Raw genomic sequence first — 16,391 nt, forward strand, 5'->3', positions numbered from 1 at the left:
TGTTACTACCACTACCCTGTTAATATAGTCTATTTTTTGGTGGTTCATTTAATTTCTCTTTTATTTCTCTTCTTTCTTCATATTGTTCTGGAGAAATGCGCTTTTCTCCACCAACTAAATATGGATCGGTCGCAAATGTCTCGCCGCGTTCAAAACGATCTTGCGGTTCATCGAAGCGACCAATTGACGGATCATCTGCATACGTTAATACATCCGTGTATAGAACGATTGCCCCTCTTGCAACTTCCCCTGCATAGCGTTCCGTTTCTTCAGCAGATAAACCCAGCTTACGGAGACCTTCTGTTATGGCATCTTCACCAGTAAAAAACGATTTAAATCTATCCACAAACGTTCCCGCCTCATGAGTAGATACTTCGGAATGACGATTTAATGTAAATAAATGAGCATTTTCTTGCGATATTACATGGATATCACTTTCCGCATATCCTTGTTCTTGCAGGAGTTCCAACTTTTCATACATCTCTTCTTCTGAACGAGCTACTTCAATTCGTCGATTTGATTCAATGTTCATCGTATTTCCTCCTATTTTTTGTCTTGTTTATGTTATACCCTGCACTTGCCCCAAAATAAACGCTCTAGTAATTATTTAATAATCTTGTAATATTAGAAACAAAAAAAAGAAGAGTTGCAAAAAGCTACTCTTCTTACCCTTTAATATTCGCTTTACGAAATCCTTGCACTACATCCATCACAGCAAATATGAGCCATATTAAAATAACTCCCAATTTGACAGGACTTTGAAGCTCAAAATTGAAATGGAATAAATCCTCCAAATACTTATAGAACTCTATGTTAATCAAACTATTATCATTCATTATTATGATAATCACGATTGTAGAAACGACCGTTCGTACAGTATTCATAATAGCTACTTTTGTAGTCCATTGCTCAGCAATCAATTTATTGAAAACAAAAGCAACTTCTACGAGTAGCATAAATAAAACAATTAACCAATAGGAATGTAATACCTCTTGATTGAAAGTAGGTATTACAAACTGGAGCTTCCCTTCTACCTTTTCATATACACCAATTAAACGAAACGCATTGAAATAGACGATTACAAAGATTGCAATCCAGAAAAAGCTACCAAAAATATCGGCTTTAGATATTTTCTTTTCTTTTCGAATGTACGGTATACTTTTCAAATCATCGGGTGTCCATTCTTTCCAGTTCGGAGTAAGCGGTGATTTTTCTTTCGAAGCATCTGTACGCTCTACAATAGCAAAGACAAGTGTAATCCAGAAAAATGTCTGAATCGACGAGCTGATTATTCCCCAAATACCATGCCCAACAACTGAAAGCATTGTACCAAGTATAGCTTCCTCCCCATTATAAGTAATAATATTCTCTGTAATAACGACGATTAATGTAAGAATTGCCACAAGTGGAATAATCATTTTCAATAATGTCACATACACATCAAAGTATCTTGGACCTATTAAATGCATTGGCCTATCTGAATACCCACTTGCAAGCAATGCTGGATTTCCTAGACTTGCAAGTGCTTCCTTCACTTCATTCTCTGCGTAATTTTCCGGGAGCATATCTTCAATAGTTGACCTTAGCTCTAGTGCAATGTCTTTCCGGCTCTTTACAGGAAGTCTGCGCGTTACTTCCTGTATATAAATATCAATCAGATGCATTTTCCACATCTCCTTTCAATAATGTTTGAAGTTCTCTTGTCGTTTTTTCCCATTCGTCTTGCAGCTGTTCCAAAATTTCTATTCCATATTCGCTTAATACGTAGTATTTTCTCGGTCTACTTTCCGTAGTATCCCAACTGCTTTTGACAAGTTCTTGTTTTTCCAAACGACGAAGCAAAGGATATAAAGTACTTTGGTCAATCGAGACGCCGGACTCCTCCAATAGTTGAACTAAAGAATAACCGTATTGAGGAGTCCTAAGCTGGCTCAAAACAGCAAGTGTCAACGTTCCTCTCCGCAATTCTGTTATTAATGAACTTAATAATTTACTCATATTTCACCTCACTTTCTTATACTATATGTCGTACACTATATTTATACTGTGTATAATACACTATTATTTTATTTAAAGCAATATTTTTTACACATAGAAAGACCACAAATGCATTTTGAATGCATCTTGTTATCCACTCCTTTATTTTCTAATCTTTCCTATGATGAAGTGTTGGGCGGACACTTCTCCAAACAACACAAGAAATAAACACAAAAAAAGTCGTGAAATTATTCACGACTCTGTGGATGCTTAACCGGGATAACGCTTTTCACTTGCCGATGTCGACTTCGTTGCATCTTTATTTTCTTCGTCTTTCACTTTTTCATTCAATTCTTCTACTGGAATCGGATCGACTGTTTTCATCTCTTCATCTATATCGAAGATGCTTTCTTTTTCTGTCTTGACCAAATCAGGGCTGTCTAATATACGACCAGGAATATCTTGTTTCTCACGATCATCGTTTGGTTTCTTTGTCATATGAATCTCTCCCTTGATTGTTTTTATTTGTTTATCCTATTTATAGATTGTTAAACATTAGTCATCTTCTACGAAAGTTAATCCACAATTTGTAACTTCTTGAAACATAAAAAAGTCGTGAGTTCAATCACGACTTCTTTTGCATTATTTACTTTTCGTATCTTTGTATTCTTTTTCTTCGCCGTCCGAATATTCTACTACTAAATCGAACTTTGTATAATCTTCCACTTCAAAAGCTTTTGATACTTTTTCAATCACTTCTTCTTTACTCATTTCTTTCGTTAGTCCGAGACCTTTTAATTTTGGCTTCAGTTCATCATATGCTTTATCGCCTTTTAATTTTTGTGGCTCTATTCGGTTCACATATTCAGCTTCTATTTTCGATCCTTCCATTGCAAGAGATGCCTCAATTGCCTCTTTATGATCTGCTGTATCTACATCTAACTCAAAAGAAGTAAATCCAAGATCTGTTTCCGCTTCTTCCGGTGTTGATGAGCCTTCTACTTTTTTAGCGTCTCCGCAAGCCCCTAGTAGTAGAGTAGCCATCAATAATGTACTTCCGAAAATTAAATACTTTTTCATTGCAATCATGAATCCCCTCTCTGATGAACTTCTTGACCTAATTACAGCTATAGCCAAAAAGAGAGAAATATAACCAAATTGGACTCCATCAGAAAGAAAAAGAGCCTATTTAAAGAGTTTTGTAAGGACGTTTCTCCATCTGATTTGATTGACAGGGCCTGAACGTGCAATAAGCAAAGAAACTTGCGCCATTGCAATCGGTAAAGAAGCTTTTTTCCGCATTGCCAAATATTTAGGCTCCCACCCGTCAGCGTATTTTTCCTTGAACATTTTCAGCCCTTTAAAATGATAAACTGCATGGCCATATAAGAAGATTTGGTATGCAATCTTTTCTGTTAAAAATGAATACTTGGAAAGACCGACATTTGCCAAAGGTGCCATTCCAAGATTAAATGTTTCATAGTTTTCTTCTTTGTACCATTCAAAAAGTTTAATAAACATGTAATCCATAGTTGCATTTGGTGCATTTGATCCATAACGCATCAAATCTACGGAGACCACTTTATCCCCGTCGTAAGCAGGAATTATATTACAAAAGGCAACGATTTGCGCTGCTTCATCAGTCACTAAAGCGATTGGAACAGATTGTAAATAAGAAGGATTAAACCATCCTAAAGAAAATCCTTTTTCTTTCCGTCCCTCCAGCCAGTCGTCAGAAATAGGTTTTAACTTTGCAAGAAACTCATCTGAATGAGGTGGTTGAATTACTTGAAAACGATATCCTTCTCGTTCTAGTTTATTTTTATTGGCACGCAGATTTTTCATTTTCTTACCAACTAAATCAAATGAAGGAAGATTTACCAATGCCTCTTCACCTAGCTTAAAAAAATCATAGCCATTTTCATGAAGATACGGGAACATCCTTGAAGTCACTTGATAGTAAACTGGTGTGTATCCATATACATTTGCACGATCATGAAATTCTTCCATCGCTTGAAGAATATCTTTTTTCTCCCCAACTAAATCACCTAAAACAATTAACTTATCCGAATACTTTTGGAAAGCGAGCATAACTGTTTTGGAGTGATTCCAATAAATATATTTATCATGCAAGAAAATTAAATGGGATGATACTGTACCTTCATATCTTTCAAGATGCTCTTTTATTTCACGCTCATAATTTACAGATTTTTCAAAAGGAAAGTGTCGTGGTTTCGCTAGTAAATAACCGATAGACATATACAATATTGCAAGAATAATACCTACTCCCGCGCTAACTAACAGATCGGTTGAATCTGTCATGACATACGGTCGAAGTTTCATAGGAATTGTAATATGGGAGGAGGGCAAGTTTACGTACCCAATAAATATAAAAAAACCTAATATAATCGTAATCCCCATAATATCCACTAGTGACTTGCCCCAAGTAGGAACAATATTTTCTCTATAAAATTGCTTTTTCGACAAGAGGAGTATTACGAATACAATAAGGACAAAAACCGCATCTTCGTAGTCAAACCATTTGGACAACGAAAATATAGCAGCTACTATTAATGTCACAAGCGTTAAAGTGTATGCCCACTTTACTCGATATTGTATCCCTCTTGTTAACATTAAGAGAGAAATGCCTAAGCCAACCGTAAATTCGTGCGACATATTCATCACAGGAAGAGCCAAAATCTCATTTGCCATTTTTATCCGCTCTAATGCAGCTGGAATAGCAGCCGACACTAATAAAATAATCCCAGCTAATAAAACAAAAACAGTAACAATCCAATGGCTGACATTTTGCAAAATAATAGTTGGAATTCGATTTAGCTTTTGGTTAAAATCTCCCCAAAAATAAACCAGTAGAGTTACGGTTCCGATTAAAGCGGGAATTATAAAATAACTGATTCGGTACAAAAGCAAAATTAATAAAGTCGTTTCAGTAGGAACTCCAAAGCCTTCCATACCAAGCAAATACATTAGATCAAACGAACCTATTCCTCCAGGTAACATACTAATAATCCCTGCAAAGGAGGCAACAATAAACGTCGCAAACAAACTAGAAATAGGGACCGAAACCCCTAGGAAATAGGTAATTATATAAATCAATACAAAAGCAAAACACCATTCTAACAAAGAAATGACCGCTAAAGAAAGAATATCCTTCCTACTAATAAGACTTGGAGTGGTAGCTGCCTTTTGCCTTTTTACACTTACAATCAAGATTGGTAAATATAATGCTAATCCTATTAATGCTATATGAATCCATTTAACTTCCTTAAAAATAGGCGTTTGAATAATCCCAAGTAGTGGGAGCCAACTTAATAACGACATACCAGATAAATAAAATAACGTAATTAATCCGATCCCTTTCACAAGTTCCTTTTTCTCATGCCCGTATCGACCATAAAAAAAAGTACGAATGACCATCCCAGCTACCCCACCAAAACCAATAAAATTAGATAGAGTATTAGCAGTCCAAGAGTATATTACTGTATTTTTGACCGAAACCTTCAATTGTAAATGTCGCCTTAAAACAATGTCATATAAGATCATTGGCAGTACCGCAATAATACCAGCAAAGATAATAATGACAAGATGACTCCAAGCTAATGCACTAAAGTTAGATTTTAATAGAGAAAAGTCTAAGTTTTTGAGTGCTTGATTGGATTCAAAATAGAACACTATTAGTATCAAAAGTGGAACGACTATTTTAATAAGGCGTGAAAACCATGGCATTTCCCAAAATTTTCTCAACGATTGTCACCCCAGTACATTTATATGTCCTCTACTCCAGTGTAAACGTTGTTCTGTCATTTATAAAGACATAAGAAAAACCAAGCAGAATTTTTATTCTTGCTTGGCATTTTCTAATTTAATTAGCGTTAATTATACGTTCATAATACACATTTAAATCGTTATAATATTTATTTAACGAAGAAGTAGATACATTAAAAGTTTCTGCAATTTCCTTAATCGTCATTTCGAGTGGTTCAAAAAAACCATTCTCTTGCCCGAACCTGATAGCACCAGCTGAAATGGCAACCTCTTTACGAGCATTTGGTTGCTGCTCCACCAAATAATCTTCTACTATTTCTAAAAGTTTATGATATTCTCGATTATTTTTCTCTAGGAAATCTATTGCGACTTGTAGCACACCCGCTTCAAATTGTGTATATTCTCCACCTTCGTAACCATTTTCACCAAGTAAAGTCCACAGCATAGTAGCCTTTTCTTTCAAAAATGCTTGCGCTGATAATTCATCTTGAGATTCAAATTGACTTACAAAAGTAGCAAACACGTTTTGATGATCTGTCGGGAAGAAGATTAAACTAGAAATAGCCAAATAATGGTTCTCTTTTAATGTTCCATCCGGCAAGATGAAGCAATACATATGTACACCTACTGGAACTGGCTTCTCACCTTCGCGTCTTAATCGAATCGTTTCCTTCGTTAAAATATGGGTTACTGTCATGTAGTTGTCATCTACATCCATTACTTCCCCAACAAATATACGCGGTTCATTCCACTGGCTGATTGCGTTCAACGTAGAAGGTCGTACGATTTTCTTCCGTTGTTTGTCTAAGTAGCTTGCCCATATATTCGGTTTATAATGGAAAAAGAATTCATCTAGTACAATCGCTTCTATCATTTCTACATCCAAATATTGTTTTAATGATTCGCTCCACGTCTCGACTAGCTCTTGAAATGCAGGCACATCTTTTCTTTCTGGATATTCATCATAAAACGTTTGTAAAATACGTTCAAGTTCTTCTGTTTGTACTTCTTCTATTGTAATAATCTCTTTTGACTCACAACATTTTTTATATTTTTTTCCGCTACCACATGGGCACGGATCATTACGTCCTACCATCAAAACACGTCCTTCAATAAATTAAAAATTAGCTGAAGTCTTCATTTTATCATGTTTTTCGTGAAATATTAAGGTTCGAACGACTTGGGGAATATTTCCTCAAGGGAAGTGCTTCTATTTACCAAATAAGTATTCCTTTTTTTAGATATTACAACTAATCCCCCTTTTTTTACAACTAAAATACTCATTTTTACAACTAAATGCTCCAAGATTACAACTAAATCACCCATTTTTACAACTAACGAAAAAAGTGCTCTTGAAGTCACTGACTTCAAGAGCACTTTTGTATTAACTATTGCGCTGTATATCCACCATCTAAAATGATCGCTTGACCAGTCATCCCTTTTGCTGAATCACTTGCAATATATAAAGCCAATTCTGTAATTTCGCTAATATCTAGCAATCTCTTTTGTGGGACAAGTGGGTATAACACCTCTTCCAACACTTGCTCTACTTCGATATTACGAGTTTTTGCTAAATCTGCAAACTGATTCCGAACAAGTGCCGTGTCCACATAACCTGGGCATATCGCGTTCACGGTAATACCGTTCGCCGCAGATTCAAGTGCTGCAACTTTTGTTAATCCAATAACACCATGTTTTGCTGAGTTATATGCTGCTTTTCCTGCAAATCCAATGACCCCATTAATCGACGCCATATTGATGATTCGTCCAAAACCTTGTTTTTTCATATGAGGTAATACATGTTTGATCGCGATAAATGGAGCTGTCAACATAATTTTCACAAGAAGTTCGAACTTTTCAGTTGGGAAATCCTCAATCATGGATACATGTTGCATTCCAGCATTGTTTACTAGGTAATCGATACGCCCATAAGTTTCTACCGTGAATCGAATTGCATTTTCGATATCCGATTCTTTCGTCACGTCACAAACGATTCCTTTGGCATTGCCATTCAATTTACTTACTGCTTCATCGATTGCATCTTGTACTAAATCAGAAATGACCACATTTGCACCTGCATCTGAAAATGCTTTTGCAATATCAAAGCCGATACCACGTGCCGCACCAGTTATAAATAAAACTTTTCCTTCCATTCCATTACCCCCTAATTTAAATTGAAGTCCATCCACCATCTACTTTTAAAGTTTCACCTGTTACAAAGTTAGCTAAATCCGAAGCTAAAAATAATACTGCTCCCGAAACGTCTTGTGGTTTGGATAGCCCTTCTAATAAAATACGACTTTCCACATCTTTTTTAAATGCTTCGTCTTCGAACATCTTTTCTGTGAACTCCGTTTCCACAAATGTCGGTGCTACTGCATTCACTTTAATACCAAGCTTCGCCCATTCTACAGCCAATGCTTTCGTCAACTGCACCAGCCCACCTTTACTGGAGCAATATGCTGCTCGTTTATAGTAGCCAACGAACGCCATTTGGGAAGCTATATTAATAATCTTACCACTTTTTTTGTACTGCATATATTTTGCTGCTGCTTGACTAGCAAAAAAAGCTGATTTTAAATTTAAGTCGAGAACCGTATCCCAATCCTCTTCTGTTACATCCAGTGCTGGCTTTGCAATATTTATTCCCGCATTATTCACAAGCACATCTACTGTTCCAAATTCAGAGGCAGCAGTATCGATTAAATTCTTCACTATTGAGATATTACTCATATCTCCTTGGAAAGCAATGCATCTTTCATTGTAAGTACGCAACTCACCGAGTGCCTCGTTCAAAGCTTTTTCACTTCGTCCAGAAATAACAACATTGGCGTTCAATTTAGCAAAAGTGATTGCAATATCTTTTCCAATTCCTTTGCTTCCACCGGTAACAATTACTGTCTTATTTGCTAACTCAGAGAAAAAAGGCTGCATTATTGTCCCTCATTTCTCTGCAAATCATTTTTTAAGAAATGAATAAGTGTTTGCTCACGCTCCGCATTTTTCTGCTCTGAAAAATCTGCGTCCCAAGTATAAAAACCTTCTCCGTTTTTATCCCCAAACTTATTCTCTTCCACGAGTTTTGTAAGTACTGTACCAGATTTCTGATCCGTACTTAAATCTTCAAATAAATAATTGGAAATCGCCGAAAACACATCTAATCCGCCCATATCCGCAGTCATTAATGGTCCAGTTACTGGTAAACGGCGTCCAATACTGTATGTTACTGCCGCATCAATATCTTCTTTCGTTGCTACTCCTGCATCGAGTAAGAACTGCGCTTCACGGAACAAAGCATATTGTAAGCGGTTACCGATAAATCCTGGAATCTCTTTGTTTAGCAATATCGGTTGTTTATTCATATCTTTTATCACTTGCATTGCACGCTTTACAGTTGGATCATCGGTTTGTTCCCCTTTAACGACTTCTACTAAAGGAATTAAATGCCCTGGGTTCCAAAAATGGGTTACGACAAATCGATTGGGATATTGCATTTCTTCTGCTAGTAAGCTTGGTTTAAAACCTGAAGTATTACTTGCAATAACCACTTCGTCACTTACCATACTTTCAATTTTTTTATACATTTCTTTTTTCATGTTCAATATTTCTGGAATAACTTCGATGATAAACGTTGATTGCGCGATTGTTTCTTCTAACGATGTAGACAACAATATTTTCTCTCTAATTTGTTTTGCAACTTCTTCGTTGAACACATCATTATCTATCATTACTTTTAATTTACTATGTAAGCCTTTTTCCGCGTTTTCTAAATCTTTTTCATTAATACCATATACCTTTACCGATAGCCCTGCCCAAGCAGCTGACAATGCAATCGAATGCCCCATAGTTCCACAACCAATAATTGATACGTTTTCCATATAATCCACGTCCCCTTCATGCTTGGTATGATATAACGATATATAACCCAACAAACTTATTTTAATCTAGTTTGTTGGGCATATATGGACTGCTAATTCTTAAATCCCTATACCTAATGAGAATAATATAACAGCTAAAACAACACCTACTCCCGCTACGATTACCGTTACTGCAGCTAATGCAGGATATGCATCTTTGTGCGTTTCACCACAAATCGAACGAATGGTAGTTACAACATATCCACCTTGTGGCAAGTGATCTAGTGATCCGGACGAAATTGCTACTGTTCTGTGCAACGCTTCCGCATTAACACCTAAGTCTAAATAATGCGGTGCTAAAAGTGGTAATGCAATTGTTTGTCCACCTGAAGATGATCCAGTAAGACCTGCAATAACCCCTACTGCTATTGCTCCACCAATTAGCGGACTTCCAGGAATATCCGTCACGAAGTTAACAGCTGTTGTAAATGCAGGTGTTGCTTTTACTACTCCACCAAATCCAACAACTGCAGCGGTATTTGCAATTGCAATAATAGCTCCTAATGCCCCTTCTCCAAATGCTTTCCCAATGTCTTGGAAGTACTTTCTGTTAATTAGATACGTTGCGATAACACCGCCAGTTAAAGCGATGATTAAAGCAGAAGTTCCAAGTGAGTTGTGGAAGAAAAATGAAACTGCTAAAACAACTAATAGTGGAACCATACTTAACAGTGGATCAGGTAGTTCAGCACGAACTTCTGTAGTAGGATCTGTATCTCTACCTACAAATCTTTCACCTTTTGCAACGGCTTTTGAAATCATTTTCTTCAGCCACCAATAACCAAAGACCATCATAAATACTGCAACGATAATACTTACTTCCCATCCAGCATATGGAGTAGTCCCTAAATATTGAATCGGAATCCAGTTTTGAATTTCTGGTGAACCAGCCGAAGTCATTGTGAAAGTTGTAGAACCGAAAGCAAGCGCCGCTGGTATAAAGCGTCTCGGCAAATCTGCTTGTCTAAACAAACTTATAGCCATTGGATAAACGGAGAATGCTACAACGAACAAACTTACCCCACCATAAGTTAATACAGCACAGGCAATAACAATCGCTAATACTGCACGTTTCATACCAATTTTACTAACAATCCATTTAGAAACACTGTCAGCTGCACCGCTATCTTCCATTACTTTACCGAAAATGGCACCCGTTAAGAACATTAAATACCAAGATGCGATAAATCCAGTAAATCCTGTCATATAGTTCGTTAAAAAGTTTGCAGCTCCTTCTTCCGCAAGTTGCGGAAAAATTGGCAAGCCATTTAATACCCCTACTAACAATGCCGTGATCGGGGCTGCAATAAGAAGGTTCATCCCTCTCATTGTCAAATAAATTAGTAGCGCTAAGCCACCAAATAAACCAATCATACCTAACATAAACTTTCCCCCATAACCCTTTAGATGAATTATTTGTTTCCGTATCTTCTTACACGTAGTAATGCTTGTTCAGCGTGACCTGCAAAGTTTTCTAATTGGCAAAGTCGAGCTGCATACTCGCCGATATACGCACTAGCTTCAGGTGTAACTTTTTGATATGTTACTGTTTTAATGAATTTACCTACCCATAGTCCACCAGTGTAACGAGCAGCACCTTTTGTTGGTAATGTGTGGTTCGTTCCAATAACTTTATCTCCGTAAGCAACATTTGTTTCTGGTCCTAAGAATAAGCAACCATAGTTCGTCATATTTTCCAGGAAGTAATTTGGATCTTCCGTTAAAATTTCTACATGTTCAAATGCTAGACGATCTGCTTCAACTCTAGCTTCTTCAATAGAATCTACTAATAGAATTTGACCGTAATCTTCCCAAGAAACTCGAGCAACATCTGCAGTTGGAAGTGTCTCTAATTGGCGTTCAATTTCTTTCACTGTTTCTTCTGCTAGTTTCTCAGAAGTTGTAATAAGTGCTCCTGGTGAAGTTGGTCCGTGCTCTCCTTGTCCAAGGATGTCCGTTGCAACCATTTCAGCATCTGCAGTATGATCCGCTACAACCAATGTTTCTGTAGGACCAGCAAATAAATCGATTCCTACACGGCCGTATAGTTGACGTTTTGCTTCTGCAACAAATGCATTACCAGGTCCTACGATCATATCTACCGATTCGATTGTTTCTGTACCGATTGCCATTGCAGCCATCGCTTGAATTCCACCTAATAGATAAATTTCATCTGCTCCAGCTAAAGACATCGCTGCGATTGTTGCGTGTGGAATTTCTCCGTTAATCGGTGGTGTACAAGCGATTACACGCTTAACACCTGCAACTTTAGCAGTTAAAACGCTCATATGCGCAGAAGCTACCATTGGGTAACGACCGCCAGGAATATAACAGCCTACACTGTTTACTGGAATATTTTTATGTCCTAAAATAACTCCAGGAATATTTTCTACTTCTACGTCGTGCATGGAAGCTAATTGTGCTTCCGCGAATTCACGAATATTTTTTTGAGCAAATTTAATATCTTCAATTACTTCTGCAGGAACCTTAGAAACGATATCAGTGATTTGAGATTCAGTTAATCGGAAAGATTCAGGCGACCACTTGTCGAATTTCTCAGATAATTCTCGAACTGCTAAATCTCCTCTTGTTTCTACATCTTTTAAAGCTTCTGATACTATTTGAGAAACCTTTAAATCATTCGCACTTACTTCTTCTTGTGATTTACCTGCTTTTAAGACTGTTACCATTATCTATTCCTCCCTTAATTGTAAACGCATACATAAATTCTTGCATACGTATGCAAGAATCTCCATATGAGTAGAATATTCCAAATTCTAGCGCAAGTCAATAAAAATCATGTAGTTTTTCGCACAATTAACCCACCATCAATCTCTACATTTTCAGTATAGCCAGAGAACTCAACGATTTCAGCCATTAAATATTTTACCGTTTGTTCGACCATTTTTGTAATTGGCTGCTCCCAAGTAGTTAAATTATACGTTGGCCAACCTGCCATATCGATATTGTCGAAACCCACTACTTTTGTTTCCATTGGGATTCCAATAGAGCTTTCTCGTAAAGCATCGACTACACCGAGTGCCATAATATCATTTGCCACAAAAAATCCAGCTGGTATTTGCTTTTTGGCAATAATTTTTTGGGCCGTTTTATAGCCCCCCTTATATGTATAATCAGAAGCATACTTTTTAAAATGGACATTATTTTTTTCAAGTACAGAGATGAATCCCCTTTCTCTCTCTCTGCTTGTAGACGTATTTGCATTTCCGGCAATATAGACTACATCGGAACAACCTTGATCAATTAAATACTCTGCAATTTTTTCGCTTGCATTCAAGTTATTACAACAAACGGAGTAAAATTGCGTACCTTCAATTTTGCGGTTAAAAAGGACGAGTGGAATTCGGTGCGCTTTAAAATCTTCTGTCACCTTCAAAGATAGCGAGGCGTCCGTAATTATCACTCCGGCTACATTGTAGTTCAGCAATATCTCGATATCTTCTTTTTGTATTTCATCATTGTTGGTATACACAAACAGAATACTATATCCTAACTTTTTAAAAGCTACTGTAAATTGCTTTAATACTTGTGGATAGAAAGGGTTTTGAATTCCTTTCATAACCAACCCTATAATTTTTGTGCGATTCGTAATTAGACTTCGAGCAAATTCATTCGGCCTATACCCTAACTCCTTCGCTGCAGCTAATACTTTCTCACGAGTTTTCTTAGAAACCTTTGCTCCTTCAAAATATACCCTCGATACGGACGATTGCGAAACGCCAGCAAGCTTCGCAACATCCTTTGCTGTAACACTAATCTTCAAAACGTCCACTACCTTTTCCAAATGTGCTAATAAGACTATACTATGCATCCTTCATTCTGAAAATAGATTTTTTTGAATTTTCTAATCGAAGACAATACACCAAAACATGCAAAAAATTACTATAGTTTTTATTTTGTTTTTTTTACTGTATTTATCTAGTACTTTACAATATTATTAAAGAAAACAATATTTCCCGTCAATATTCAATTTTCTATACAATTAAATAGACTCAAGTACCTAAAAATAATATATACTAGATAGATTCTAAATTACTATTAGAACGAAAGGATTGAAGTAATGGAACGCGATGATGAAGGTAATTACCAATCTTTATTTGAATATAATCCAGATATCGTATATTTAGTTAATACCTCAGGAAATTTCGAAAAAATGAACGAAGTATTTTTTCAAAAACTTGGAATCACTAATAATTACGAAATAAGCACAATTGACTCATTGCTCCCTTCAGACTACATCCAGGATTACAAAGAAGCATTCCTTAAAGTACTTTCCGGTATCCCGCAAAATATGAATATGAAGTTCATCCATAAAAAAGGGCACACAATTGACATCAACTTAACGATGGTACCTGCAGAATTAGACGGCACTATACGAGGTGCTTTTGGAATTGCAAAGGATATAACAGAACATATGGATGCAGTAAAGTTAAATACCTACTTAGCAAATTATGATTCGTTAACCGGATTACCAAATAGGCGACTATTTCAAGAAAAACTTGAACAAGCAATAATTGTCGGAAATACGTTAAATCAAAAGGTAGCCGTTATGTATTTAGATTTAGATCGTTTCAAATATATTAACGACACACTTGGCCATACGCTTGGGGATAAATTACTTATACAAATTGCAAATAGATTAAAAAGCTGCTTAGGTGAGAACGCTGTTATAGCTCGACTTGGTGGAGACGAATTTGGTGTTTTGTTAACAAATTTTTATACACAACAAGCGGAAGAGCGTTCAAAAAATATAATTGAATCGTTAGATAAACCGTTTCTTGTGGAAAATTACAATCTTTTTGTTACTACAAGTATCGGCATAAGTATTTTTCCAAATGACGGAGGAGATTCCCTTACATTAATGAAAAATGCCGACTCAGCTTTATATAAAGCGAAAGAATTAGGAAAAAACAATTTTCAAGTGTTTTCCTCCTCTTTAAATGCCCAAACCTTTAAGATCTTTTCTTTAGAGTCCAGTCTTCGATATGCTATTGAACTGAATCAGTTAGAATTGTACTATCAGCCAAAGGTCTGTCCAAGTACCTACGAAATCGTTGGTGCCGAGGCACTCATTCGTTGGAATCATCCAGAGTGGGGACTTGTATCACCAGATGAATTTATACCAATAGCAGAGGAGACAGGGCTTGTTATTGAAATTGGAAACTGGGTAAAATGGACTGCTTGTATGCAAAATAAGTCATGGCAAGAAGCCAACTTACCGAAGATCCCTGTTTCAGTTAATCTGTCGGCAAACCGTTTTTTAGAAAAAAGTTTAATTTCTAGTGTAATGGAAGTGTTGGAAGAGACAAAATTGGAACCCGAGTACTTGGAAATAGAGATTACGGAAACCTCTCTATTGGAGAATGAGAAAATTGTGTTTTCCGTTCTAGAAGGACTTAAAAGTTTAGGAGTCAAAGTGGCATTAGACGATTTTGGTACTGGCTACTCTTCCCTTTCCACATTAAAAAGATTCAAAGGGCTTGTAGAAGTTCTAAAAATTGACCGTACATTTATTAATGACCTTACTCCACTGGATACGGCCGATTCTAACTTTATTGTGAATATGATCATTCAATTATCACAACAATTGCACATGGCTGTCGTTGCGGAAGGTGTGGAAACTACTGATCAACTGGAAGTGTTAAATAATTATAACTGTAATACCATTCAAGGGTATTTATTCTCCAAACCGGTACCGGCAGCGGATTTTGAAAAACTATTGCGTAAAGGTAAATTAATGCCCGTAGAAATGAAAAAAATCGAAGAGAATTCTACAGACTATGACAAAGAGTTCAAAGTAGTACTAGAAAATCCTTTGAAGGCGACGATGACTTTAACGCAAATTCGTGGTAATAAAGTGGAGCTAGGTACAATGGATGTTCTAATTGAAGTAATTTGCACTAAAAGGTTACAGTTTTTATCAGATATTAAGTTAGCAGTCAACTATGCAATCATTTTAGAGTTAGAAACTGAGATTCTAAGTCGGATAGTAAAGTTTGTTGGTACAATTATTTCGATAAAAGAAGCAAAGCCTAACGTGTATCGTTATGTCTTAGAATATAAAATGGTAGAAAGTGAGTTGGCAAACATCACTACGACTTTATACAAATTAAGTGCTGCTCTGCATAAGCATTCACTCGTTTCGGAATGTAGTTTTATACAAGCAGATCGTTATGCATTTTTTAATAAAAATTGAGTTAAGAAAAGCCAGCCCCTCCAAGCATAAGGGCTGGCTTTTTTGTATGTTATGGTAAAGGATAAATGTTAATCACTTTAACATTTATCGAAATCGATACACCCTTCTACCTTTAATTGGTATAGCAATGACTTCAGTTTAGCAGGTCTGCTCCCCTTTTGTATCTTGGCATAAGACGACTGTTGTATAATCTGTTCCATTTATTTAATTGTTGTTACTTATACTGCAATAATTATGCATGGTTTCTGCACGCACATATTTGTGGAATTATGCGTCTTAACAAGTTGAATAAAGCGTCCGTTGTGATTTTCGCTACAAGGCGGACGCTTTCCGCGGGGTGAGCGATGAACCTTCACCGACGCTACGCGTGCGCTGTGAAGTTTCATCTGTCTCACTTCATCCCGGTCGAGTAGGTGGAAACCTTTCTCCCTAGCGGGAGATTGTGTTTCACCACCCCTCACAGAACCGTGCGTGCGCTATTAACGCACACGGCT

14 protein-coding genes are annotated in these 16,391 nt (G+C 36.6%); 1 reads left to right on the forward strand and 13 read right to left on the reverse strand.

Annotation, left to right across the window (positions count from 1 at the left end; genetic code table 11):
* Positions 1–19: 19 nt before the first annotated feature.
* The 13 genes from ACIQYS_RS20470 to ACIQYS_RS20530 all read right to left on the reverse strand — a co-directional run bounded on the left by ACIQYS_RS20470 (position 20) and on the right by ACIQYS_RS20530 (position 13,464).
* On the reverse strand, positions 20–532 hold the full coding sequence (locus ACIQYS_RS20470; protein ID WP_402984252.1) for a general stress protein: 513 nt from the start codon (positions 530–532) through the stop codon (positions 20–22).
* Between the two features lie 133 nt (positions 533–665).
* Positions 666–1,664, reverse strand: coding sequence for an HAAS signaling domain-containing protein (locus ACIQYS_RS20475; protein WP_402984255.1), 999 nt, complete (start codon positions 1,662–1,664; stop codon positions 666–668).
* Entirely contained in the window at positions 1,651–1,998 is a 348-nt protein-coding gene (locus ACIQYS_RS20480; protein WP_402984258.1) for a PadR family transcriptional regulator, read from the reverse strand. The genes ACIQYS_RS20475 and ACIQYS_RS20480 overlap by 14 nt, the downstream gene beginning before the upstream one ends.
* Before the next feature lie 249 nt (positions 1,999–2,247).
* Positions 2,248–2,475 (reverse strand): hypothetical protein, encoded by a 228-nt coding sequence (locus ACIQYS_RS20485; protein WP_402984261.1) that lies wholly within the window; start codon positions 2,473–2,475, stop codon positions 2,248–2,250.
* A 144-nt stretch (positions 2,476–2,619) separates the two neighbouring features.
* Complete coding sequence (locus ACIQYS_RS20490) at positions 2,620–3,066, reverse strand: YusW family protein (RefSeq protein ID WP_402984263.1); 447 nt, start codon at positions 3,064–3,066, stop codon at positions 2,620–2,622.
* Positions 3,067–3,162: 96 nt separating this feature from the next.
* Positions 3,163–5,742 carry a bifunctional lysylphosphatidylglycerol flippase/synthetase MprF gene (mprF, locus tag ACIQYS_RS20495; RefSeq protein WP_402984266.1) on the reverse strand — a complete coding sequence of 860 codons (2,580 nt, stop codon included), beginning with the start codon at positions 5,740–5,742 and terminating at the stop codon, positions 3,163–3,165.
* Between the two features lie 118 nt (positions 5,743–5,860).
* Positions 5,861–6,859: a YecA family protein gene (locus tag ACIQYS_RS20500; RefSeq protein WP_402984269.1), complete on the reverse strand. Its 999-nt coding sequence runs from the start codon at positions 6,857–6,859 to the stop codon at positions 5,861–5,863.
* Between the two features lie 292 nt (positions 6,860–7,151).
* Positions 7,152–7,916 carry a 3-hydroxybutyrate dehydrogenase gene (locus ACIQYS_RS20505; RefSeq protein ID WP_402984271.1) on the reverse strand — a complete coding sequence of 255 codons (765 nt, stop codon included), beginning with the start codon at positions 7,914–7,916 and terminating at the stop codon, positions 7,152–7,154.
* Positions 7,917–7,932: 16 nt separating this feature from the next.
* A complete protein-coding gene (locus tag ACIQYS_RS20510; RefSeq protein ID WP_402984274.1) occupies positions 7,933–8,697 on the reverse strand; it encodes an SDR family NAD(P)-dependent oxidoreductase in 765 nt (254 codons plus the stop codon).
* On the reverse strand, positions 8,697–9,641 hold the full coding sequence (locus tag ACIQYS_RS20515) for a 3-hydroxyacyl-CoA dehydrogenase family protein (RefSeq protein WP_402984277.1): 945 nt from the start codon (positions 9,639–9,641) through the stop codon (positions 8,697–8,699). The genes ACIQYS_RS20510 and ACIQYS_RS20515 overlap by 1 nt, the downstream gene beginning before the upstream one ends.
* A gap of 99 nt (positions 9,642–9,740) precedes the next feature.
* Positions 9,741–11,063 (reverse strand): GntP family permease, encoded by a 1,323-nt coding sequence (locus ACIQYS_RS20520; RefSeq protein WP_402984280.1) that lies wholly within the window; start codon positions 11,061–11,063, stop codon positions 9,741–9,743.
* Between the two features lie 29 nt (positions 11,064–11,092).
* On the reverse strand, positions 11,093–12,370 hold the full coding sequence (hisD, locus tag ACIQYS_RS20525) for a histidinol dehydrogenase (protein WP_402984283.1): 1,278 nt from the start codon (positions 12,368–12,370) through the stop codon (positions 11,093–11,095).
* A 107-nt stretch (positions 12,371–12,477) separates the two neighbouring features.
* Positions 12,478–13,464 (reverse strand): LacI family DNA-binding transcriptional regulator, encoded by a 987-nt coding sequence (locus tag ACIQYS_RS20530; protein ID WP_402984286.1) that lies wholly within the window; start codon positions 13,462–13,464, stop codon positions 12,478–12,480.
* 297 nt (positions 13,465–13,761) lie between these two features.
* Here ACIQYS_RS20530 and ACIQYS_RS20535 point away from each other — a divergent pair, with 297 nt between their 5' ends.
* A complete protein-coding gene (locus ACIQYS_RS20535) occupies positions 13,762–15,897 on the forward strand; it encodes a sensor domain-containing protein (protein WP_402984289.1) in 2,136 nt (711 codons plus the stop codon).
* Positions 15,898–16,391 lie beyond the last annotated feature (494 nt).

This window comes from Psychrobacillus sp. NPDC096426, from assembly GCF_044762745.1.
In the GTDB taxonomy this organism is placed as follows: Bacteria; Bacillota; Bacilli; order Bacillales_A; family Planococcaceae; genus Psychrobacillus.

What these genes read in the sequence shown, in the direction of transcription:
- ACIQYS_RS20490 (WP_402984263.1), bottom strand. Translation starts at nt 3,066, where the DNA reads ATGATTGCAATGAAAAAGTATTTAATTTTCGGAAGTACATTATTGATG.
- ACIQYS_RS20535 (WP_402984289.1), top strand. Translation starts at nt 13,762, where the DNA reads ATGGAACGCGATGATGAAGGTAATTACCAATCTTTATTTGAATATAAT.
- hisD (WP_402984283.1), bottom strand. Translation starts at nt 12,370, where the DNA reads ATGGTAACAGTCTTAAAAGCAGGTAAATCACAAGAAGAAGTAAGTGCG.
- ACIQYS_RS20505 (WP_402984271.1), bottom strand. Translation starts at nt 7,916, where the DNA reads ATGGAAGGAAAAGTTTTATTTATAACTGGTGCGGCACGTGGTATCGGC.
- ACIQYS_RS20520 (WP_402984280.1), bottom strand. Translation starts at nt 11,063, where the DNA reads ATGTTAGGTATGATTGGTTTATTTGGTGGCTTAGCGCTACTAATTTAT.
- ACIQYS_RS20480 (WP_402984258.1), bottom strand. Translation starts at nt 1,998, where the DNA reads ATGAGTAAATTATTAAGTTCATTAATAACAGAATTGCGGAGAGGAACG.
- ACIQYS_RS20475 (WP_402984255.1), bottom strand. Translation starts at nt 1,664, where the DNA reads ATGCATCTGATTGATATTTATATACAGGAAGTAACGCGCAGACTTCCT.
- ACIQYS_RS20485 (WP_402984261.1), bottom strand. Translation starts at nt 2,475, where the DNA reads ATGACAAAGAAACCAAACGATGATCGTGAGAAACAAGATATTCCTGGT.
- ACIQYS_RS20510 (WP_402984274.1), bottom strand. Translation starts at nt 8,697, where the DNA reads ATGCAGCCTTTTTTCTCTGAGTTAGCAAATAAGACAGTAATTGTTACC.
- ACIQYS_RS20500 (WP_402984269.1), bottom strand. Translation starts at nt 6,859, where the DNA reads ATGGTAGGACGTAATGATCCGTGCCCATGTGGTAGCGGAAAAAAATAT.
- ACIQYS_RS20515 (WP_402984277.1), bottom strand. Translation starts at nt 9,641, where the DNA reads ATGGAAAACGTATCAATTATTGGTTGTGGAACTATGGGGCATTCGATT.
- ACIQYS_RS20470 (WP_402984252.1), bottom strand. Translation starts at nt 532, where the DNA reads ATGAACATTGAATCAAATCGACGAATTGAAGTAGCTCGTTCAGAAGAA.